Source organism: Polaromonas sp. P1_E11 (genome assembly GCF_056405995.1).
This window is the reverse complement of sequence record NZ_JBFUBA010000001.1, coordinates 1,349,531-1,370,961: the sequence shown is the minus strand read 5'-3', so window position 1 is coordinate 1,370,961 and position 21,431 is coordinate 1,349,531. Positions and strand designations below refer to the sequence as shown.

Annotated in this window: 15 protein-coding genes; 14 read left to right on the top strand and 1 reads right to left on the bottom strand. The window is 59.0% G+C overall.

Annotation, left to right across the window (positions count from 1 at the left end):
- Window positions 1-12: 12 nt before the first annotated feature.
- Entirely contained in the window at window positions 13-363 is a 351-nt protein-coding gene (gene cyaY / locus AC1D11_RS06720) for an iron donor protein CyaY (protein ID WP_477649294.1), read from the top strand.
- 81 nt (window positions 364-444) lie between these two features.
- Here cyaY and AC1D11_RS06715 read toward each other — a convergent pair whose 3' ends face one another.
- Window positions 445-2,856 (bottom strand): penicillin-binding protein 1A, encoded by a 2,412-nt coding sequence (locus tag AC1D11_RS06715; protein WP_477649295.1) that lies wholly within the window; start codon window positions 2,854-2,856, stop codon window positions 445-447.
- Window positions 2,857-3,124: 268 nt separating this feature from the next.
- Between AC1D11_RS06715 and AC1D11_RS06710 the strand changes: the two genes are divergently transcribed.
- The 13 genes from AC1D11_RS06710 (at window position 3,125) to AC1D11_RS06650 (ending at window position 21,388) form a co-directional block, all read left to right on the top strand.
- Window positions 3,125-4,204 (top strand): pilus assembly protein PilM, encoded by a 1,080-nt coding sequence (locus AC1D11_RS06710; protein ID WP_477650988.1) that lies wholly within the window; start codon window positions 3,125-3,127, stop codon window positions 4,202-4,204.
- On the top strand, window positions 4,201-4,869 hold the full coding sequence (locus tag AC1D11_RS06705; RefSeq protein ID WP_477649296.1) for a PilN domain-containing protein: 669 nt from the start codon (window positions 4,201-4,203) through the stop codon (window positions 4,867-4,869). The genes AC1D11_RS06710 and AC1D11_RS06705 overlap by 4 nt, the downstream gene beginning before the upstream one ends.
- Before the next feature lie 22 nt (window positions 4,870-4,891).
- Window positions 4,892-5,560 (top strand): type IV pilus inner membrane component PilO, encoded by a 669-nt coding sequence (locus AC1D11_RS06700; protein ID WP_477649297.1) that lies wholly within the window; start codon window positions 4,892-4,894, stop codon window positions 5,558-5,560.
- Window positions 5,557-6,111 (top strand): pilus assembly protein PilP, encoded by a 555-nt coding sequence (locus AC1D11_RS06695; protein WP_477650972.1) that lies wholly within the window; start codon window positions 5,557-5,559, stop codon window positions 6,109-6,111. The genes AC1D11_RS06700 and AC1D11_RS06695 overlap by 4 nt, the downstream gene beginning before the upstream one ends.
- On the top strand, window positions 6,108-8,216 hold the full coding sequence (locus tag AC1D11_RS06690) for a type IV pilus secretin PilQ (protein ID WP_477649299.1): 2,109 nt from the start codon (window positions 6,108-6,110) through the stop codon (window positions 8,214-8,216). The genes AC1D11_RS06695 and AC1D11_RS06690 overlap by 4 nt, the downstream gene beginning before the upstream one ends.
- Before the next feature lie 157 nt (window positions 8,217-8,373).
- Window positions 8,374-8,910, top strand: a complete 537-nt coding sequence (locus tag AC1D11_RS06685; protein ID WP_477649308.1) for a shikimate kinase — start codon at window positions 8,374-8,376, stop codon at window positions 8,908-8,910.
- 45 nt (window positions 8,911-8,955) lie between these two features.
- On the top strand, window positions 8,956-10,071 hold the full coding sequence (gene aroB, locus AC1D11_RS06680; protein ID WP_477649300.1) for a 3-dehydroquinate synthase: 1,116 nt from the start codon (window positions 8,956-8,958) through the stop codon (window positions 10,069-10,071).
- Between the two features lie 99 nt (window positions 10,072-10,170).
- Entirely contained in the window at window positions 10,171-11,367 is a 1,197-nt protein-coding gene (locus AC1D11_RS06675; RefSeq protein WP_477649301.1) for a deoxyguanosinetriphosphate triphosphohydrolase, read from the top strand.
- Between the two features lie 32 nt (window positions 11,368-11,399).
- Window positions 11,400-12,644 carry an MFS transporter gene (locus AC1D11_RS06670; protein WP_477651432.1) on the top strand — a complete coding sequence of 415 codons (1,245 nt, stop codon included), beginning with the start codon at window positions 11,400-11,402 and terminating at the stop codon, window positions 12,642-12,644.
- Window positions 12,645-12,855: 211 nt separating this feature from the next.
- On the top strand, window positions 12,856-14,004 hold the full coding sequence (locus tag AC1D11_RS06665; protein ID WP_477649302.1) for an ABC transporter substrate-binding protein: 1,149 nt from the start codon (window positions 12,856-12,858) through the stop codon (window positions 14,002-14,004).
- A gap of 110 nt (window positions 14,005-14,114) precedes the next feature.
- A complete protein-coding gene (locus AC1D11_RS06660) occupies window positions 14,115-14,825 on the top strand; it encodes a transposase (RefSeq protein WP_477649303.1) in 711 nt (236 codons plus the stop codon).
- A gap of 237 nt (window positions 14,826-15,062) precedes the next feature.
- Window positions 15,063-19,808, top strand: coding sequence for a glutamate synthase-related protein (locus AC1D11_RS06655; protein WP_477649304.1), 4,746 nt, complete (start codon window positions 15,063-15,065; stop codon window positions 19,806-19,808).
- Between the two features lie 113 nt (window positions 19,809-19,921).
- Complete coding sequence (locus tag AC1D11_RS06650; protein ID WP_477649305.1) at window positions 19,922-21,388, top strand: glutamate synthase subunit beta; 1,467 nt, start codon at window positions 19,922-19,924, stop codon at window positions 21,386-21,388.
- Window positions 21,389-21,431 lie beyond the last annotated feature (43 nt).

Sequence of the window (21,431 nt, the reverse complement as noted above, 5' to 3'; positions counted from 1 at the left end):
GATGGGATTGTAATGACGGACCTTGAATACCAGGATCTGGCCGAGAGTGCACTCAGGGCCGTTGAAATCGCCTGCGACCGGATCAATGATGAGACCGACGCGGACATTGATAACCAGCGCACCGGCGGCATGGTCACGCTGACTTTCTCCAACCGCAGCCAGATCATCATCAACCTCCAGAAACCCTTGCAGGAAATATGGATGGCGGCCAAGGCCGGCGGATTCCACTACAAATTCAGGAATGGGCAATGGGCTGACACCAAGGACTCGAGCGAGTTTTTTGCCAACTTGTCTCGCTATGCCAGCGAGCAGGCCGGCCAGACGTTGGTGTTCGCGGCCCCCGTGGAAGCAAATAAAGCGTAGCAGCCGAAGCTTGCAGGTGTGCCGTGATGGGCGTTGAAACAAAAAAGGGCTCCGTGGAGCCCTTTTTTGATGCGTTTCATCTCAGTTCTTGAACAGATCCAGAATGCGCTTTTTCTCGTCCGAAGGCGGCAGCACCTGGATTGCGCCCGGCGCTGCCGGCGTGGCTGCTGCTGCCGGGTCTTGTTGTATGCCCACCGTGCTGACCCCGGAGCCTTTGGCATATTCGCTGTAATACCACTCTCCGCCCACGTTGACGACACCTTCGGGTGGCGGGTATTCGGCCACTGGAACGCCCTTGAGCGCGTATTCCATGAAGTTGATCCAGATCGGCAGGCTCAGGCCGCCGCCGGTTTCCCGGTCGCCGAGTTTTTTCGGCGTGTCGTAACCCATCCACACCGCTGCTGTCAGGGTGGGCTGGAAACCCACGAACCAGGTGTCGATCGAGTCATTGGTGGTACCGGTCTTGCCGAAAAGGTCGGGGCGCTTGAGCGTGGCTTGCGCTTTGGCCGCCGTACCCGAGCGCGCGACTTCCTGCAACAGACTGTCCATGATGAACGCATTGCGCGCATCGATGGCCCGGGCTGATTCGTCCAGCACGGGGGGCTTGCTTTCCAGCAGGACTTTGCCGCGCTGGTCGGTGATTTTGGTGATCAGGTAGGGATTGACGCGGTAACCGCCGTTGGCAAACACCGAATAGGCGGTGGCCATCTGTATCGGGGTGACTGACCCGGCGCCCAGCGCCATGGTCAGGTAGGCGGGATGTTTTTCGGCTTCAAAGCCGAAGTGGGTGATCCAGTCCTGCGCATACGGGGCACCGATAGCCTGCAGTATGCGGATGGAAATCATGTTCTTGGATTTCTTCAGGCCGGTCCGCAGACTCATGGGGCCGTCGAAAGTGCCGTCGTAGTTCTTGGGCTCCCAGGGCTGGCCGCCAGTGACGCCGGCGTCGAAAAACAGCGGGGCGTCGTTTACCACGGTCGCCGGGGTAAAGCCCTTCTCAAGGGCTGCGGAGTATATAAAGGGCTTGAAGCTGGAACCCGGTTGGCGCCACGCCTGGGTCACATGGTTGAACTTGTTTTTCTCAAAATCAAACCCGCCCACCAAGGCGCGGATGGAGCCGTCGCGCGGATCAAGGGCCACAAAAGCGCCTTCCACTTCAGGCAGCTGGGTGATTTCCCAGGTGTTTTTTGGTGTTCTTGCCACGCGGATCAAGGCGCCGCGGCGAATCTTGATGTTGGGCCCGGCCTTGTCTGCCAGCCCGGATTGGGCGGGTTTCAGGCCGTCGCCGGTAATTTCAACTGTTTCGCTGTTCTGGCGCATGGCCAAAATCCGTTTGGGATTGGCCTCCAACACGACCGCCGACATCACATCTCCGTTGTCGGGATTGTCGGTCAGCGCATCGTCAATCGCATCTTCCGTTTCTTGCGCATTGGCCGGCAGATCGATGAACTTCTCGGGGCCCCGGTAAATTTGGCGGCGCTCGTAATCCATGATGCCCTTGCGCAAGGCCTTGTACGCGACCGTCTGGTCGGTGGCGCGCAGGGTGGTATAGACATTCAGGCCGCGGGTGTAGGTTTCGTCCCCGTACTGGTTGTAAACCAGCTGGCGCACGGTTTCCGCGACGTATTCCGCGTGCACCCGGCCTGCATCTGGCCCGGTCCTGACCTTGAGCTCTTCTTCTTTTGCGGCCTTGGCCTGTTCGGCGGTAATGAAGCCGTTTTCTTCCATGCGCTCGATGATGTAGAGCTGGCGGGCCCGGGCCCGCTTGGGGTTGATGATGGGGTTGTAGGCTGAGGGCGCCTTGGGCAGGCCCGCCAGCATGGCTGCCTCGGAGATGGTGATGTTCTTCAGGGGCTTGCCGAAATAGGCCTCTGAGGCCGCGGCAAAGCCATAAGCCCGGTTTCCCAGAAAAATCTGGTTCATATAGATCTCAAGGATCTGGTCCTTGGTCAGCAGGTGCTCCAGCTTGAAGGTCAGCAGGATTTCATAGATCTTGCGGGTATAGCTTTTCTCGGCTGACAGATAGACATTGCGGGCCACCTGCATGGTGATGGTGGAGGCGCCCTGGCTCTTGGCCCGGCCCACATTGGCAAAGCCGGCCCGGATCACGCCCAGGTAGTCCACGCCGCCATGCGAGAAAAAGCGGGCATCTTCAATGGCCAGTACCGCGTCCTTCATGACCTGCGGGATGTCTTTGATCGGGGTGAGACTGCGGCGTTCTTCCCCGAACTCGCCAATAACCACCCCATCGGCGGAGTAAACCCGCAACGGCAACTTTGGCCGGTAGTCCGACAGGTCAGAGATATCCGGCAGGTTGGGGTAGGCAACCGACAGCGCTACAGCCACAAACAGCAAGACGGCGGCAACACCAGCCAGCAACAGGCCGCCACTCCATAAAAAAAGCATGACCAGCCAGCGGGGGACGAGGGACTTTGCGCGACCTTGCTTGACCGGGGCAGAGTTTGAATCAGAAGACGTGGGTGTGGAGGGCATGTAGACAATCGTAAAGTCGCGTCACCATTATAAAAATCCCGGGAAGCGGGTTGTGCGGGGTGTCAGGGCAAGTGCCATACTTTTACGTTTGCAGACATCGTTTTAGGGAACCTTGCAAACTCATGGTCCGGCACGACCGTCTGCTTTTGACAACGTTCCAGATGTCCAAAACAGGAAAAATCCTTACTGCACAAAGAGCTTACTGCTACTATTCAAGTGATTTCTTAAGTATGCAGGGCTACATATTAGCCGTCATTTGGGGACCGCCTTGATCTCTCTGGGATCGTTATTCAACCGCCAACAACCCGCTTTGCTGGGTTTAGATATCAGCTCATCCAGTGTCAAACTGGTGGAGTTGAGCCGTGACAAGGCCGGTAATCTGGTGTTGGATCGCTGTGCGATCGAACCGCTGGAACGAGGCTGGATTACCGATGGCAACGTCGAAAAATTCGACGAAGTGGCCGACGCGGTGCGCCGGCTTGTCAAAAAAAGCGGAACCCGCACCAAGAATGTGGCAATGGCCCTGCCTGCTTCGGCGGTCATTACCAAAAAAATCATCCTCCCGGGCGGCCTCAGCGATGCAGAGCTGGAAATCCAGGTGGAATCCGAAGCCAATCAATACATTCCGTTCTCGCTGGATGAAGTCAGCCTCGATTTCTGCGTGGTGGGTCCGAGCGCTACCTCCAGCGGCGACGTTGAAGTGCTGATTGCTGCTTCGCGCAAGGAAAAAGTGCAGGACCGGCAGGGCCTCGCAGAAGCCGCAGGGCTCAAGCCCATCGTTATAGATGTGGAGTCGTATGCTTCTCGCCTGGCCACCGCCCGCTTGATTGAGAGCCTTCCCAACCAGGGCGCGGACACCATGGTGGCCCTGTTTGAAGTGGGTGCATTGACGACCAGCATGCAGGTCATCAAAAACGACGAAGTACTTTATGAACGTGATCAGGCTTTCGGTGGAGCCCAGCTGACGCAGCTCATCATTCGGCAGTACGGTTTTTCTCCTGAAGAAGCAGAAAGCAAAAAGCGCAGTGGCGATTTGCCGGAAGACTACGAATCCGGCGTGCTGAAGCCTTTTGTCGAGAGCATGGCGCAGGAAATCGGAAGAGCCTTGCAGTTCTTCTTTACCAGCACCCCGCACAACAAGGTTGACTATGTGATGTTGGCCGGCGGCTCGTCCGCGCTGCCAGGTCTGACCGATTCTGTCACCCAGCAGACTTCGTTTGCCTGCGTGCTTGCCAATCCTTTCGAAGGAATGGAACTCGGTGATGGGGTGCGTGAAAAGAAAATGCGGCGCGAAGCGGCGTCCTACCTGACCTCTTGCGGTCTGGCTTTGCGGAGGTTTCTGCAGTGATTCTCGTCAATCTGCTTCCCCACCGCGAAGCTGCGCGCAAGCGCAGGCGCGAAGTATTTTTTGCCACGCTGGGTATCGCTGCCTTGATCGGTGGTCTTATTTGCGGTGCTGTTTATTCCTGGTATCTGGCCCAAATTGAGGGCCAGCGCGGAAAGAACAATTTCCTGAAAACGGAAATTACCCGGCTGGAAGGACAAATCAAGGATATAGCCACGCTGCAGGCGGAGATTTCCGCACTCAGGGCTCGTCAGAATGCGGTGGAAGATCTTCAGGGGAACCGCAATCTGCCGGTGTATTTGCTGAGCGAACTGGTCAAGCAGTTGCCCGATGGCGTGTATATCACCAGCATGAGGCAAGAAAACCAGACCGTATTGATCAGCGGCATCGCACAGTCGAACGAACGTGTTTCGGAACTGTTGCGCAACCTTGCTAACAACAGTGCGTGGTTGACACGTCCGGAGCTTGTGGAAATCACTGCGAGCACGGTGGCGCTGACTGCCCGTGATCAGCGCAGGATATCCAATTTTTCGATGAAGGTCGGCCTGAAGCGGGCCAGCGATTCGAAAGCTGTCGGCGCGACGCCGGCAAGCTCTGGGGCGGCAGCGGTGGGTTCCGGGGCGGCTGCCAAGCCCGCTTCCGCCGCTTCGGCGCCGGCCAAGGTATGAGGCGGAATGAACGAGTTTGATCATGGCAAAAACCTCTAAAAATTCCATCGACTTTGCTGCCATTCAAAGCAGTCTGAAGTCCCAGTTCGTGGGCCTGGATCCCAATGATCCGCCTTCGTGGCCAGCGCTTCCGCGTTACCTTCTGTGCGTGGCCGTAACGATTTTTGTTGTCGTGGCGCTCTGGTTTGTATGGCTCAACGCGTCCGATGAAGAGCTGACCGCGGAGAAGGCCAAGGAAGTAAAGCTCAAGGAAGATTACACAGCGAAGCTTGCGCAGGCTGTCAATCTGGACGTGCTGAAGAAGCAGCGTGAACAGGTTCAACAGTATGTAACCCAGCTTGAAAAGCAGCTGCCGAGCAAAGCCGAGATGGACGCGCTGCTTTCTGATATCAATCAGGCGGGTTTAGGACGCAGTCTGCAGTTTGAATTGTTTCGTCCTGGCCAGGTCAGCGTGAAAGAGTATTACGCAGAATTGCCGATCGCTGTTCGAGTCACCGGTAGATACCATGACATGGGTGCTTTTGCAGCTGATATTGCCAATCTTTCCCGCATCGTCACCTTGAATAATCTGACCATAACGCCAGTCAAGGACGGGACCCTGGTCATGGACACTACGGCCAAGACATTCCGCTATCTGGATACTGACGAAGTAGCCTTGCAGCGCAAGAGTGCTCCGGGAGCCAAAAAATGAATGCAGGCAAATACACGATAGTCATCTGCAGTTTGGCGGGAGCGATGTTGAGCTTGTCCGGTTGTGGTTCTTCTGAGCAAGAGGAGTTGCAGGAGTGGATGACGCAACAGCGTAATGCCACCAAGCCAAAAGTGGAGCCGTTGCCGGAGCCCACCAAGTTTTCGCCGCAGCCATATGGTCAGGAGGGGTCAATTGAACCCTTTAGCAACCAAAAGCTGGCACAGGCACTGAAGCGCGAGTCCAACCAGGCGACGGCCAACGCTGCCTTGATTGCGCCCGAACTGAGCCGGCGCAAAGAACCGCTGGAGGCATATCCGCTGGATGCCATTGTCATGGTAGGGAGCCTGATCAAGGTTGGCCAGCCAGTCGCGCTCGTACGAGTGGACAACCTGATATATCAGGCTCGGGTAGGAAATCACCTGGGGCAAAACTACGGCCGGATCACCAAGGTCACTGAAACGGATCTCGCCTTGCGCGAGATAGTGCAAGACGCCGCGGGTGAATGGATAGAGCGGACCGCGACATTACAGCTATTAGAGGGATCAAAATGAACAAGCAGACACGGGCATTAGAGGCGCAGGAAATGGGAGGCCGCCTGCAGCTTTTGTTTGGGCGCGTGTTGCGTTGCGCATCACTCAGTCTGGCATTTTTCGTCACCGCCAGTCCATCGCTTGCACAGGCGCAAAATGCCATTCAAGCGGTTTCGGGATCGGTTCAGGGCGGTTCGGAAGTCATTCGGATTGATTTGGCTGAGCCTTTAACGGCAATTCCAACAGGGTTCAGCATTCAAACCCCAGCGCGTATCGCGCTTGATTTTCCAGGCGTCGGAAATTCCATGGGGCGGTCAGCCGTTGATCTTAATTTGGGAAATCTGCGTTCGGCAAACGTCGTGCAGGCGGGCGAAAGAACTCGAGTGGTGCTCAACCTCAAAGTACCAACAGCATATAAGGCTGAGATTCAGGGGAAATCGTTGTTGATCATTCTCGATGGTGCGGCGGTAGCTGCGCCATCCGCCGTGGCGCCTCCTGTATTTGCTGAAAATCGCAATACCGATACGTTCCCCCTGAAGGACATAGATTTCCGGCGCGGCGTAGAGGGTTCTGGCCGTATTGTCGTGGACTTGCCCAATAACCAGGTGGGCGTGGATATTCGCCAACAGGGTCAGACTTTGGTGGTCGAATTCCTGAAAACAGCACTGCCAGAAGGTCTGCGTCGTCGCCTGGATGTAGGCGATTTCGGAACACCGGTGCAAACCGTCACTACGTTTCAAACGGGAGATAAGGTCCGCATGGTGGTTGAACCCAAGGGTGCCTGGGAACACAGTGCGTATCAAAGCGATAACCAGTTTGTCCTGGAAGTACGCCAGCAAAAAAATGACCCAAGCAAGGTGACACAAGGGCCTGGGTATAACGGTGAGAAGCTGTCCCTGAATTTCCAGAACATTGAAATTCGCTCCCTCCTGCAGGTGATTGCAGACTTTACGAACTTCAATATCGTGACATCGGACTCGGTTACCGGTGCGGTAACGTTGCGTCTGAAAGATGTTCCCTGGGATCAGGCGCTGGACATTATTCTTCAGGCCAAGGGCCTGGGCATGCGTAAAACAGGCAACGTCCTGTTGATCGCCCCCAAGGACGAACTTGCAGCCAAAGACAAGACGGAACTGGAGTCAAAGAACGCGATTCAAAGTCTGGAAACGCTTCGGACCCAGGATTTCAAGCTTAACTATGCAAAGGCTGCAGACATTGCAGCGGGGCTGTTGGGTTCCGGCTCCGGTGCTACAAAGATACTGTCTGCGCGAGGCAGCGTGATATCGGAGGCGCGCACCAATCAATTGTTCGTGACTGACATACCATCGCGACTTGAACAAGTGCAGGCGTTGATCGCGAAACTGGACGTAGCAGTCCGTCAAGTGTTGATTGAAGCTCGCATCGTTGAAGCGTCAGATTCCTTCGGTAAATCTCTGGGTGTGAGGTTGGGGGGACGGCCTTTCAACCAGAATACGAACACCGCTTTTGGCGGAACGTACAACGCGTTTGCGGCGGGAACTACTGCAGGTGAGTTCGTGAGCTTGCCTGGCGTAGGTCAAAACGGATTCAGCGCAAGTACGTTTGCCATTTCTTTGTTCAATGCCGCAAAGACACGATTCCTTAACCTTGAGATTTCTGCATCTGAGGCAGATGGCAAGACAAAAATTGTTTCCAGTCCGCGTGTAGTGACAGCTGATCAGGTGAAAGCCTTGATTGAACAGGGTACAGAGCTGCCCTATCAACAGGCGACCTCCAGCGGCGCTACATCTATTGCCTTCCGAAAGGCAAATTTGAAACTCGAAGTCACTCCGCAAATAACGCCAGAGGGAAACATCATCCTTCAAGTGGACGTGAACAAGGATAGCGTGGGACGTGAAACAGCAAATGGATTCGCGATTGATACCAAGCATATTCAAACGCAGGTACTGGTGGAAAATGGTGGAACCGTGGTCATCGGCGGTATTTTTGAGCAAAATGATCGCGACAATGAAACCAAAGTCCCTCTTTTGGGAGACATCCCCGGTGTTGGCAATCTCTTTAAACAAAGAACGCGATCTGCCACGAAGTCTGAATTGCTGGTGTTCATCACACCCAAAATGCTGACCAACGGATCTGCCCTGCATTAATTCCGACCACCTGTTTGATCGCCTTGGGCGAGTTCGAGAGCGGTAGGTAAAGAAGGCGTAGTGCCAAAGGACTGCGCGCGGGACTGTCAGTCCCCTGCGTAGTTGCTTGGTATGCTTCTGGGCAACCTTTCCTCCATATCAATTGAATGCACATCCGTTGAGAATCGCCTGCGTGGGCTTGCCTGGATCGGGGAAGTCCACCGTCGGCAGGCATCTTGCCCGAAGAATGGGGTTGCGGTTCATTGACTCGGATCAGGTAATAGAACAACGTATCGGTTGCTCTATCCGGGAGTTTTTTGAGCGCGAAGGTGAAGACGCATTTCGCGACATCGAGCAACTGATCATCGATGAGTTGACTCAGGGTGAGGCTTGCGTGCTCTCCAGCGGCGGAGGGGCTGTGCTGCGCCCCGCCAACCGGCAACATCTTCGGGAGCGGGCGCAGGTGGTTTACCTGCATTCCATCCCCGAAGAGGTTTTTCGCCGTTTGCGGCATGACCAGAACCGCCCCTTGCTTCAGGTGGCCGATCCGCTGGCGCGGCTCAGGGATCTTTACGCCGCCCGTGACGCCCTCTATCGGGAAACGGCACACTATGTCATTGAAACAGGCCGCCCTTCGGTCTCTACATTGGTCAACATGATCCTGATGCAGCTGGAGCTGGCAGGCGTGATGGCTCCGCCTCCCGACCGGCCATAACCATTGGCAAGCCTTGGAAAGGGTGGAAGCCTCTACACTTCTTCCATGCAAGAAAATTCCTCTTCCGCCGTTGCGACAATCCGGATTGATCTGGCCGAACGCAGCTATCCGATCGTCATTGGCAGCGGGCTTCTGGGAAGCAGCGATACCTACAAGGACGTGCCCAAAGCCGCGGCGGCGCTGGTGGTGTCAAACACCACCGTGGCACCGCTGTATGCCGTGCAACTCACCCGGGCATTGCAGCAACGCTATGCCAAGGTGCTGCTGGTCACCTTGCCGGATGGTGAAGCCCACAAGGACTGGCCAACCCTGCAATTGATTTTTGATGCGCTGCTGGAAAACGGCTGCGACCGAAAGACGGTGCTGTTTGCCTTGGGCGGTGGCGTGGTCGGCGACATGACCGGCTTTGCCGCGGCCAGCTACATGCGCGGCGTACCATTTGTGCAGGTGCCCACGACATTGCTGGCCCAGGTGGATTCCTCGGTAGGCGGCAAGACGGCGATCAACCACCCGCTGGGCAAAAACATGATCGGTGCGTTCTACCAGCCCTTGCAGGTGGTGTGCGACCTGGATGTCCTGGCGACGCTGCCCTCTCGCGAACTGAGTGCGGGCCTGGCCGAGATCATTAAATACGGCCCCATTGCCGACATGGCATTCCTTGAATGGATCGAGGCTAACTTAGAGGACCTGCTCGCCAGGGAGCCCGTGGCCATGGCCCACGCCATCCGGCGCAGTTGTGAAATCAAGGCATGGGTCGTAAGCCAGGACGAGCGCGAGTCGGGCTTGCGGGCCGTCCTGAATTTCGGTCACACCTTCGGCCACGCGATTGAATCCGGCCTGGGCTATGGGGAATGGCTGCATGGCGAAGGTGTGGGCTGCGGCATGGTGATGGCGGCGCTTCTGTCAGAGCGTCTGGGCCTGGTTGACAAGCCTTTTACGGAACGCCTGACCAATCTTGTCCGACGATGCGGCCTGCCGGTGCGAGGACCTGTGCTGTCAACCACCGACAATGCCGGCCGCTATCTCGAACTTATGCGCATCGACAAAAAATCCGAAGCGGGTGAGATAAGGTTTGTTGTGATCGACGGCCCCGGGAAGGCAGCCGTTCGCAGCGCGCCGGATGCCATGGTGCGCAGTGTCATCGATATGTGCTGTGCATAAGCGGCAAAAAGCGTAAAAGGAGTATGTTCCCATGCTATCAATTCAGGAGCTGCTTGCGCTCATGCAGTATGGGATTCCGGCCATTTTTGCGTTTCATCCATGAATCTCCAGCCCTACGCCTGTGACCCTTCGCGTTCGCGTGGCCGCCGCTTTGCCGAGCCGGCTGCGCCAACCCGGTCCGAGTTTCAGCGCGACCGCGACCGTATCGTGCACTCCACCGCTTTTCGGCGCCTGGTGTACAAAACCCAGGTGTTCCTGAATCACGAAGGTGACCTGTTTCGCACCCGGCTGACCCATTCGCTGGAAGTTGCCCAACTGGGCAGGTCCATCGCCCGCACGCTTCAGCTCAACGAAGACCTCGTGGAAGCCATTGCGCTGGCGCATGACCTCGGCCATACGCCGTTCGGCCATGCCGGCCAGGATGCCTTGAACGCTTGCCTGAAGGCCTGCAACCCGGACAGCGCAGGCTTTGAGCACAACCTGCAAAGCCTGCGCGTGGTGGATTCCCTTGAGGAACGTTATCCGGCCTACAACGGGCTGAACCTGACCTTTGAGACGCGAGAAGGAATCCTGAAGCATTGTTCCAGGCGCAATGCTCGCCATATTGAAGCCCGCGAGCCGGACGGTGTTGCCCGCCGGTTCGTAGAGCCCGCTGACGGGCTGCGCTGGCAGCAACCCGGTCTGGAAGCACAACTGGCCAACCTTGCGGACGAAATAGCCTACAACGCACACGATATTGACGACGGCGTGCGCTCCGGCCTGTTAAGCCTGGAGCAACTGGAGGGCGTCGAGTTGTTCGCGCAGCACTGCCGGGAAACACAGCTGGCGCACCGAGCCTTGAAAGGCCGGCGGCTGCTGTTTGAAACCATACGGCGCATGCTCAGTGCACAGGTCTACAACGTGATGGATGCGACATCGCTTGCGATTCACGAGGTTGCCCCTGCCAGCGTGGACGAAGTTCGCAGGCATCCCGCGCTGGTGTGTTTTACCGAAGAAATGGCGACGCAGTCTGCATCCCTCAAACGGTTTTTGCTGCGAAACCTGTACCGCCACCCGAAAGTGGTGGAAACCACGCAGGCTGCCAAGCAGGTAGTCCGCGACCTGTTCGAAGCCTATATGGCCGACCCGGCCCAGATGCCGCAGGCTCACATCGACCGGTTTGACGGCATTGATGCCCCCCATGCGGCAGGCGCAAAACCCGAGAGGGTGGTCGCCGACTATATTGCCGGCATGACAGACCGCTTTGCCGCCAAAGAGCATGAGCGCCTTAAGGGGCGCGCAGCCTTTCCGGTTTAGATTGAACTGCCGTCACTCATACCGCGTCCTGCGTGACTGAATCCGGACCCACGCTATCCCCGAGGCCGAAGGCTGCCTGGTACGTGATGGCTGCCGGTGTGGTGGCCGCCCTGTACGTGGGCAAGCTTCCGCCTGCGCTGCCTGTGTTGGGACAAGCCCTCGGCGTGTCGCTGTTGCAGGCGGGGTTCCTGTTGTCGCTGGTGCAACTGGCAGGTATGGCGCTCGGGTTGGTCACCGGGCTTGCGGTGCAGCGTGCCGGCCTCAAGCGCAGTATGGTTGCCGGGCTGCTTGTGTTGTGTGGTGCGGGCTTGCTGGGTGGAATGTCTCCCGATGTGCATTGGCTGCTGGCCGCACGTGTATTCGAAGGGCTGGGATTCCTCTGGGTGGTGTTACCGGCTCCAGCCATGATCCGCCAGTTGGTGCCACAGGAGCGGCTCAACGGCATGCTGGGAGTATGGGGCGCCTACATGCCGCTGGGGGCCTCTCTGGCCTTGCTGGGCGGCCCCGCGATCATCGGGCTGGCCGCACCGGACTGGGGTTGGCGAATTTTGTGGTGGTTTCTGGCCGTACTGGCCGCAGTGTTGGCCTTGCTGGTCGCGTGGCAAGTCCCCGCACAGGGGCATTTGCAGGAGGGCATGCCTTCCCGGCAATCGGTGGCTCCTCTTTCCCGTGGCAGAGACCTTGTCCGCGCGACCCTGCGGTCGCGCGCAGCCTGGTACATGGCTGTTGCTTTTGCGATGTACTCGGGGCAGTGGCTTGCCGTTGTCGGTTTCCTGCCGTCCATCTACACCCAGGCCGGTGTGAGTGGTGCATGGGTGGCCTGGCTCACGGCGCTTGCGGCTGCCGTCAATATCATCGGCAACGTCGCGGCAGGCAGGCTGCTGGAGCGTGGTGTAAGACCGGTGGTTCTGCTCGGCGCAGGTTTCCTGTCGATGGCTGGAGGTGCCCAGCTCGCATTTGCCGTGCAACTGTCCCCGGAAATACAGTACGTGGCCATACTGGTCTTTTCGATGGTGGGCGGCCTGATCCCCGCAACGCTGTTTAACCTGGCAATCCAGCTTGCGCCTCGCCGTGATGCCGTGTCGACCACCGTCGGCTGGATTCAGCAATGGTCGGCGCTGGGGCAATTTGCAGGCCCTCCGATGGTTGCCTGGGTGGCTGGCACTGCGGGAGGATGGCAATGGACGGGCTGGCTTGCGACCGCCAGTTCCGCCATCGCCCTCGTGTTGGCGATGTTGCTTCATCGCTTGCGCGGACCTGCCAACCAAAACATCTGAACGCGCACATCGAAATCAGCTTCTGCCGGTGTTGCCGACCCGTGGCATAGGCTTATGACGTGTTGGCATTTCAAGGCTGGTTTTTTAGGTTTGCACAGATTACGCTGAGGGTCTGCGCACAATTTGTGACATTTCGCTGGAATATTGAGCGCATGCTGGGGTACGGGCATCAAACCTGCTTTGGCTATTTCGTTTCTCAAAAGGTGTTTTCATGGGTTTCAATCGACGTCAACTAATTCTGCGCGGGGTTTCCGCGGGCGCTGCGGTAGCAAGCCCTGTGCTCTGGGCTCAAAGCAAAACCAGCCGCAAAATCGTTCTTGGCCAATCGGTGCCCTTGACAGGTGCAGCCGACCAGATCGGTCTGGCGTATCTGAATGGGGCAAAGATTTATTTCGACGCCATCAATGCAAAGGGCGGTGCCGGCGGCCACAGGATAGAAGTCAAGACACTCGACGACGGCTACAACCCGGCGAAGGCTGCCGCGAATGCCAAGCAGCTGATCGACGAAGGCGTCGACGCGCTGTTCGGCTTTGCCGGAACAGCCAGCTGCGACGCCGCGTTTGCCGCTTCCAAGGCGTCCGGGGCGCTCTTTTTCGCACCTTTTGCGGCTTCAGACGCGCTGCACGATCCTTCTCTGGCAAACATATTTCATGTGCGTCCGGCGCTGGCCGATGAGGCCTACAAAATTGCGCGCCACTGCGCCACCCTCAATCAGGACCGTATCGGTGTATTTGCCGAAGATGACGCCATGGGGCGGGGCGGCCTTGCAGCGGTGAACCAGGCCCTGATCGATCTGAAGCGCCCGGCCATCGTTGGTAGCGCCCTGTCGCCGGTCAACAGCGACAAGGTCGATGCTGCGGTGGCGCAGCTGATGAAGGCGCAACCCCAGGCCGTGATCCAGGTCAGCCTGTTCAATTCATCGGCAGCGTTCATCCGCAAGATGCGCCAGGCCGGCTTCGGCGGGCAGTTCCTCAATTTCTCCGTCGTGGGTATCGATCCGCTGTTCAGTGCCCTGGGCAAGGAGATAGGCGGTGTGGTGATCTCGCAGGTGGTGCCGTCGCCACGCAGCACGGGTACGCCCATCATCAAGGAGTACCTGGATGTACTGAACCAGACGGACCAGACGCCGAGTTACGAAAGTGTGGAGGGTTATATTGCTGCCCGTACTTTTGCCGAAGGCGTGCGCCGCAGTGCGGCCGGCAGCGGCAAACCCGACAGGGCAGGCCTGCAAAAGGCGTTTGAAACCATGACGGACTACGACGTGGGCGGCTTTCGTGTGAACCTGCGCCCCAAGAAATACGAATCGGTGCGCGCGATTGACCTCGTCACCATCACGCCTGACGGCAAAGTCGTTCGTTAAGCGCCTTCGTTCCGGGGCCTTCAACAGCGCTTCGATGGACTTGGTGCAGGGTACAAAAAATCGGGGCCAGATTCCTTTTATCATGATGCAAACTCCTGGCATTGCATCCCATGGCCCGTCTTCCCCGTCTGACGCTTCCCGGTTATCCCCACCACATCATCCAGCGGGGGAATAACCGGCAAGCCGTGTTTTCTTCAGCTGCCGACCATCAGATGTTTTTGGCGCTGCTGGACGAAAGCGCCCGAAAATTCGGCGTCGCCCTGCATGCGTATGTGCTGATGGACAACCATTTCCATTTGCTCGCCACGCCGTCCACAGCAGAAAGCCTGCCGCAGATGATGCAAGCTGCCGGGCGGCGCTATGTGCGTTACTTCAACGACAGCCAGGGCCGCTCCGGCACCTTGTGGGAAGGGCGTTACCGGGCCACCGTGATCGAGGCCGAGCGCTACCTGCTGGCGTGCATGGCCTATATGGACCTCAATCCAGTCCGCGCGGGACTGGTGGCCGAGGTCAAAGACTATCCATGGTCCAGCTACGGCCATTACGCAGGCCTGCGGGTCGACGGCCTGCTCACGCCGCACCCGATGGTCTGGGCGTTGGGCAACACGCCCTTCGCCCGTGAAGCGGCCTACGCCGAACTGGTGCGCGCCGGCATCACGCTGGAGCAGCAGGACCAGCTGACCCGGTCCGCCCTGAGTGGCTGGGCCCTGGGTGGAGATGGCTTTCTGGTGGAGTTGCAAAAGCGCACGGAGCGCCGCGTCACCAGGAACCAGGCGGGGCGCCCACCTCTACGCGTGGCCGAGGTGGTGGATGATGATTAATTCCTTATTTATCAAGGCTTGATGCGTCTGAATATGATATGTCCCTAATTTATTGTTGATTAAATTAATCGACATTTAATTGTTATCTGACCCCATTTAAAGCGCTTGGCATTGTTGTTGCAATGCAATATGCTCCCATTCCCTGCGAAAAATTATGAACCTTGCGGATGGAAGCGTTGCCAGGTCTTTTCTAAGGCCTCGCGGCACCGCCGTCATCCCAACTGACGAGGAATTGCCATGACCACGGCTGCTGAAATCAAGCATTTTGAAGAAAACGGTTTGTACTCCGGTGCAAACGAACATGACGCCTGCGGCGTCGGTTTCGTGGCGCACATCAAGGGGCACAAAAGCCACGCCATCGTCCAGCAAGGCCTGAAGATCCTCGAAAACCTCGACCACCGGGGCGCGGTAGGCGCTGACAAACTGATGGGCGACGGCGCCGGCATTTTGATTCAGCTGCCCGACGCGCTGTACCGCGAGGAAATGGCCAGCCAGGGCGTGCAGCTACCGCCCCCCGGTGAATACGGCGTCGGCATGGTGTTTCTGCCCAAAGAGCACGCATCCCGCCTGGCGTGCGAACAGGCGCTGGAGCGCGCAGTCAAGGCCGAAGGCCAGGTGTTGCTGGGCTGGCGCGACGTGCCGGTCAACCGCGACATGCCCATGTCGCCCACCGTGCGCGAAAAAGAGCCCATCCTGCGCCAGATCTTCATTGGCCGCGGCAATGACGTCATCGTGCAGGATGCGCTGGAGCGCAAGCTGTATGTCATCCGCAAGACCGCCAGCGCCGCCATCCAGAACCTGCGCCTGACGCACAGCAAAGAGTATTACGTGCCCAGCATGTCCAGCCGCACGGTGGTCTACAAAGGCCTGCTGCTGGCCGATCAAGTGGGCACCTACTACCGCGATCTGACCGATCCGCGCTGCGTCTCGGCGCTCGGCCTGGTGCATCAGCGCTTTTCGACCAACACCTTCCCCGAATGGCCGTTGGCCCACCCTTACCGCTATGTGGCGCACAACGGCGAGATCAACACCGTCAAGGGTAACTACAACTGGATGAAGGCGCGTGAAGGCGTGATGTCTTCGCCGGTGCTGGGCGCCGACCTGCAAAAGCTCTACCCCATCAGCTTTGCCAGCCAGTCCGACACCGCCACCTTCGACAACTGCCTTGAGTTGCTGACCATGGCCGGCTACCCCATCAGCCAGGCCGTGATGATGATGATTCCCGAGCCGTGGGAACAGCACACCACCATGGACGAGCGCCGCAAGGCCTTCTATGAATACCATGCCGCCATGCTCGAGCCCTGGGACGGCCCGGCTTCCATCGTGTTCACCGACGGCCGCCAGATCGGCGCCACGCTGGACCGCAACGGCCTGCGCCCTTCGCGCTACTGCGTGACCGACGACGACCTGGTCATCATGGCCTCGGAGTCGGGCGTGCTGCCGATTCCCGAGCACAAAATCGTGCGCAAATGGCGCCTTCAGCCCGGCAAGATGTTCCTGATCGATCTGGAGCAAGGCCGCATGGTCGACGACGAGGAAATCAAGGCCACACTGGCCCACAGCAAGCCCTACAAACAGTGGATTGAAAACCTGCGCATCAAGCTGGACGACGTGGCCGGCAAGGCCGCCAAGACCGCTCCGGTCACTGTGCCCGCGGCTTCGACCATTCCCCTGCTCGACAGGCAACAAGCCTTTGGCTACACGCAAGAAGACATCAAATTCCTGATGTCCCCCATGGCCGCCAACGGCGAGGAAGCCACCGGCTCCATGGGCAACGACAGCCCGCTGGCTGTGCTGTCCAACAAGAACAAGCCGCTCTACAACTACTTCAAGCAGTTGTTCGCGCAGGTGACCAACCCGCCCATCGACCCGATCCGCGAAGCCATCGTGATGTCGCTGGTGTCCTTTATCGGCCCCAAGCCCAACCTGCTGGACATCAACCAGGTCAACCCGCCGATGCGGCTTGAAGTGAGCCAGCCCGTGCTCAACGTGGCCGACATGCAAAAGCTGCGCGACATCGAAGCGCACACGCAGGGCAAGTTCAAGAGCTACACCCTGGACATCACCTATCCGCTGGCCTGGGGCCACGAGGGCGTCGAAGCCAAGCTGGCTTCGCTGTGCGCTGAGGCGGTCGACGCGATCAAGGACGGCAAGAACATCCTGATCGTCAGCGACCGCGGCATCACCGCCACGCAGGTTGCCATTCCGGCCCTGCTGGCGCTGTCGGCTATTCACCAGCACCTGGTGAAGGAAGGCCTGCGCACGACCGCCGGCCTGGTGGTCGAAACCGGTTCCGCGCGCGAAGTGCACCACTTCGCCGTGCTGGCTGGCTACGGCGCCGAAGCTGTTCACCCCTACCTCGCGATGGAAACCCTGGCCGAGTTGTCCAAAGGCCTGCCCGGCGACCTCAGCACCGACAAGGCGGTCTACAACTACACCAAGGCTATCGGCAAGGGCCTGTCCAAGATCATGTCCAAGATGGGCGTGTCGACCTATATGAGCTACTGCGGTGCGCAGCTGTTCGAGGCCATCGGCCTGAACCGTGACACCGTGGCCAAGTTCTTCACCGGCACGGCCAGCCAGGTTGAAGGCATGGGCGTGTTTGAGATTGCCGAAGAAGCGCTGCGCATGCACCGCGCTGCCTTCAGCGACGACCCGGTGCTGGCCAACATGCTGGACGCCGGCGGCGAATACGCCTGGCGCGTGCGCGGCGAAGACCACATGTGGACGCCCGATGCAATTGCCAAGCTGCAGCATTCCACGCGGTCCAACAACTGGAACACCTACAAGGAATACGCCCAGCTGATCAACGACCAGAACCGCCGTCACATGACGCTGCGCGGCCTGTTCGAGTTCAAGATCGACCCGTCCAAGGCCATCCCGATTGATGAAGTCGAGCCGGCCAAGGAAATCGTCAAGCGTTTTGCCACCGGCGCCATGTCTCTGGGCTCCATCAGCACCGAAGCCCACGCCACGCTGGCTGTGGCCATGAACCGCATCGGCGGCAAGAGCAACACGGGCGAGGGTGGTGAAGACCCGAACCGTTACCGGCAAGAACTCAAGGGCATCCCGATCAAGAAGGGCGAGACCCTCAAAAGCGTGATCGGCCCTAAACAGGTTGAGGTTGATCTGCCGCTGCAAGACGGTGACTCGCTGCGTTCGCGCATCAAGCAGGTCGCGTCGGGCCGGTTTGGCGTCACCGCCGAATACCTGGTGTCGGCCGACCAGATTCAGATCAAGATGGCGCAGGGCGCCAAGCCCGGCGAGGGCGGCCAGCTGCCCGGCGGCAAGGTCAGCGAATACATCGGTTCGCTGCGTTACTCGGTGCCCGGCGTGGGGCTGATCTCGCCACCGCCGCACCACGACATTTACTCGATCGAAGATCTGGCACAGCTGATCCATGATCTGAAGAACGTCAACCCGCGCGCCAGCATCAGCGTCAAGCTGGTGAGTGAAGTCGGCGTTGGCACCATTGCAGCGGGCGTGGCCAAGGCCAAGTCCGACCACGTGGTGATTGCCGGCCACGACGGCGGCACGGGTGCTTCGCCCTGGTCGTCCATCAAGCATGCCGGCTCGCCGTGGGAAATCGGTCTGGCTGAAACGCAGCAAACGCTGGTGCTCAACCGCCTGCGCGGCCGCATCCGCGTGCAGGCCGACGGCCAGATGAAGACCGGCCGCGACGTCATCATCGGCGCGCTGCTGGGCGCCGATGAGTTCGGTTTTGCCACCGCGCCGCTGGTGGTTGAAGGCTGCATCATGATGCGCAAGTGCCACCTCAACACCTGCCCTGTTGGCGTGGCCACACAAGACCCTGTGCTGCGCCAGAAATTCAGCGGCAAGCCCGAGCATGTGGTCAATTACTTCTTCTTCGTCGCCGAAGAGGCGCGCCAGCTCATGGCGCAGCTCGGCGTGCGCAAGTTTGACGACCTGATCGGCCGTGCCGACCTGCTCGACACGCAAAAAGGCATCGAGCACTGGAAGGCCAGTGGCCTTGATTTCGCCCGCCTGTTCTACCAGCCCAACGTGCCGGCCGACGTGCCGCGCATGCATGTGATGGCGCAGGACCACGCGCTCGAAAAAGCGCTGGACGTGCGCCTGATCGAAAAATCCAAAGCCGCGATTGAAAAGGGCGAAAAAGTCCAGTTCATCGAAGTGGCGCGCAACGTCAACCGCACCGTCGGCGCCATGCTGTCGGGCGAGCTGACACGCCACCACCCGCAAGGCCTGCCCGACGACACGCTGCGCATCCAGCTCGAAGGCACGGGCGGCCAATCTTTCGGCGCCTTCCTGGCCAAAGGCATCACCATGTACCTGATCGGTGACGCCAACGACTACACCGGCAAGGGCTTGTCGGGCGGCCGTATCGTCGTGCGCCCCAGCATCGACTTCCGCGGCGACGCGGTGAAGAACACCATCGTCGGCAACACCGTGCTCTACGGCGCGACCACAGGCGAAGCCTTCTTCAGCGGTGTGGCCGGCGAACGTTTTGCCGTGCGCCTCTCGGGCGCCACGGCGGTTGTTGAAGGCACAGGCGACCACGGCTGCGAATACATGACGGGCGGTACTGTTGCGGTGCTGGGCAAGACCGGCCGCAACTTCGCCGCCGGCATGAGCGGTGGGGTGGCTTATGTGTATGACGAGGACGGCTTGTTTGCCACGCGCTGCAACACATCCATGGTGTCGATGGACCGCATCGTCACCACGGCCGAACAGCACACCCATGACAAGGCTGACTGGCATGCCGAACAAAGCGATGAGGAATTGCTCAAGCGCTTGCTGCAAGACCACAACCGCTGGACCGGCAGCAAGCGTGCGCGCGAACTGCTCGACAACTGGAGCGAGTCACGCCTGAAGTTTGTGAAGGTCTTCCCGAACGAATACAAGAAGGCCCTGATTGAGCGCAAGGAACGCCGCCTGGAAGCCGCGACAGAGACCACAAGGGTTCAGGTCGCCACCAACCAGGAAGCGGTGGCGGCTAAATAGGCCAATACGCTTTTCACGCACAAAACTCACTGCTATCGAATTTATAGCTGCTTGCGCCCGATTTTAAAGGGCTAGAGGCATAAAACGCTTAAAGAATTGCACAGGACCGCATCATGGGAAAAATCACCGGCTTCATGGAATACGAGCGCATCGAAGAGGGCTACAAGCCCGTGCCGGAGCGCCTGAAGAACTACAAGGAATTTGTCATCGGGCTGGACGACGCGCAGGCCAACAAGCAGGCCGCACGCTGCATGGACTGCGGCACGCCGTTTTGCAACAGCGGCTGCCCGGTCAACAACATCATTCCCGACTTCAACGACATGGTGTTTCGCGCTGACTGGAAAAACGCGATCGACACGCTGCACAGCACCAACAATTTTCCCGAGTTCACCGGCCGCATCTGCCCCGCGCCCTGCGAAGCCGCCTGCACGCTGAACGTGAATGACGACGCTGTCGGCATCAAGTCGATCGAGCACGCCATCATCGACCGCGCCTGGTCCGAAGGCTGGGTCAAGCCCGTGATGCCCAAGCACAAGACCGGCAAGAAGGTTGCCGTGGTCGGCTCCGGCCCTGCCGGCATGGCCGCCGCGCAGCAACTGGCGCGCGCCGGCCACGACGTGACGCTGTTTGAAAAGAATGACCGCGTTGGCGGCCTGCTGCGCTACGGCATCCCCGACTTCAAGATGGAAAAAGTCCACATCGACCGTCGCGTCGATCAGATGAAGGTCGAGGGCGTGAATTTTCGCACCGGCGTGATGGTGGGCAGCCTGCCCAAGGACTCCAAAGTCACCAACTGGGCGAAAGAAAGCATCACCCCCGAGCAGCTGCAAAAAGACTTCGACGCCGTGGTCCTCACGGGTGGCGCCGAGCAGTCGCGTGACCTGCCCGTGCCCGGCCGCGACCTGGACGGCGTGCACTTTGCAATGGAATTCCTGCCCCAGCAGAACAAGGTCAACGCCGGTGACAAGGTCAAAGGCCAGCTGCGCGCGGACGGCAAACATGTCATCGTCATCGGCGGCGGCGATACGGGTTCCGACTGCGTGGGCACCAGCAACCGCCACGGCGCTGCCAGCGTCACCCAGTTTGAACTGATGCCCCAGCCGCCCGAGGAAGAAAACCGTCCCATGACTTGGCCTTACTGGCCGATCAAGTTGCGTACGTCTTCCAGCCACGAAGAAGGCTGCGAGCGCGAGTTCGCCATCTCCACCAAGGAACTGATCGGTGAAAAAGGCAAGGTCACCGGCCTGAAGACCGTTCGCGTCGAATGGAAAGACGGCAAGATGGTGGAAGTGCCTGGCTCCGAGCAAACCCTCAAGGCCGACCTGGTGCTGCTGGCCATGGGGTTTGTTTCGCCGGTGGCCTCCGTGCTGGACGCATTCGGCGTCGAAAAAGACAACCGCGGCAATGCCAAGGCCGGCACCGACTTCACCGGTGGCTATGCCACCAACGTGCCCAAAGTTTTTGCCGCCGGCGACATCCGCCGTGGCCAGAGCCTGGTGGTCTGGGCGATTCGCGAAGGCCGCCAGGCCGCGCGTGCTGTCGACGAATTCCTGATGGGCTATAGCGACCTTCCTCGCTAAGCGCCGCGCCCGGCCTCCGCAAATCGCCCCAAGGGGCGGTTAA

Bases quoted from the DNA above. Each gene is read 5' to 3' on its own strand.
- cyaY (WP_477649294.1), top strand. From the start codon at position 13: ATGACGGACCTTGAATACCAGGATCTGGCCGAGAGTGCACTCAGGGCC.
- AC1D11_RS06715 (WP_477649295.1), bottom strand. From the start codon at position 2,856: ATGCCCTCCACACCCACGTCTTCTGATTCAAACTCTGCCCCGGTCAAG.
- AC1D11_RS06700 (WP_477649297.1), top strand. From the start codon at position 4,892: ATGGCAAAAACCTCTAAAAATTCCATCGACTTTGCTGCCATTCAAAGC.
- AC1D11_RS06695 (WP_477650972.1), top strand. From the start codon at position 5,557: ATGAATGCAGGCAAATACACGATAGTCATCTGCAGTTTGGCGGGAGCG.
- AC1D11_RS06690 (WP_477649299.1), top strand. From the start codon at position 6,108: ATGAACAAGCAGACACGGGCATTAGAGGCGCAGGAAATGGGAGGCCGC.
- aroB (WP_477649300.1), top strand. From the start codon at position 8,956: ATGCAAGAAAATTCCTCTTCCGCCGTTGCGACAATCCGGATTGATCTG.
- AC1D11_RS06675 (WP_477649301.1), top strand. From the start codon at position 10,171: ATGAATCTCCAGCCCTACGCCTGTGACCCTTCGCGTTCGCGTGGCCGC.
- AC1D11_RS06665 (WP_477649302.1), top strand. From the start codon at position 12,856: ATGGGTTTCAATCGACGTCAACTAATTCTGCGCGGGGTTTCCGCGGGC.
- AC1D11_RS06660 (WP_477649303.1), top strand. From the start codon at position 14,115: ATGGCCCGTCTTCCCCGTCTGACGCTTCCCGGTTATCCCCACCACATC.
- AC1D11_RS06655 (WP_477649304.1), top strand. From the start codon at position 15,063: ATGACCACGGCTGCTGAAATCAAGCATTTTGAAGAAAACGGTTTGTAC.
- AC1D11_RS06650 (WP_477649305.1), top strand. From the start codon at position 19,922: ATGGGAAAAATCACCGGCTTCATGGAATACGAGCGCATCGAAGAGGGC.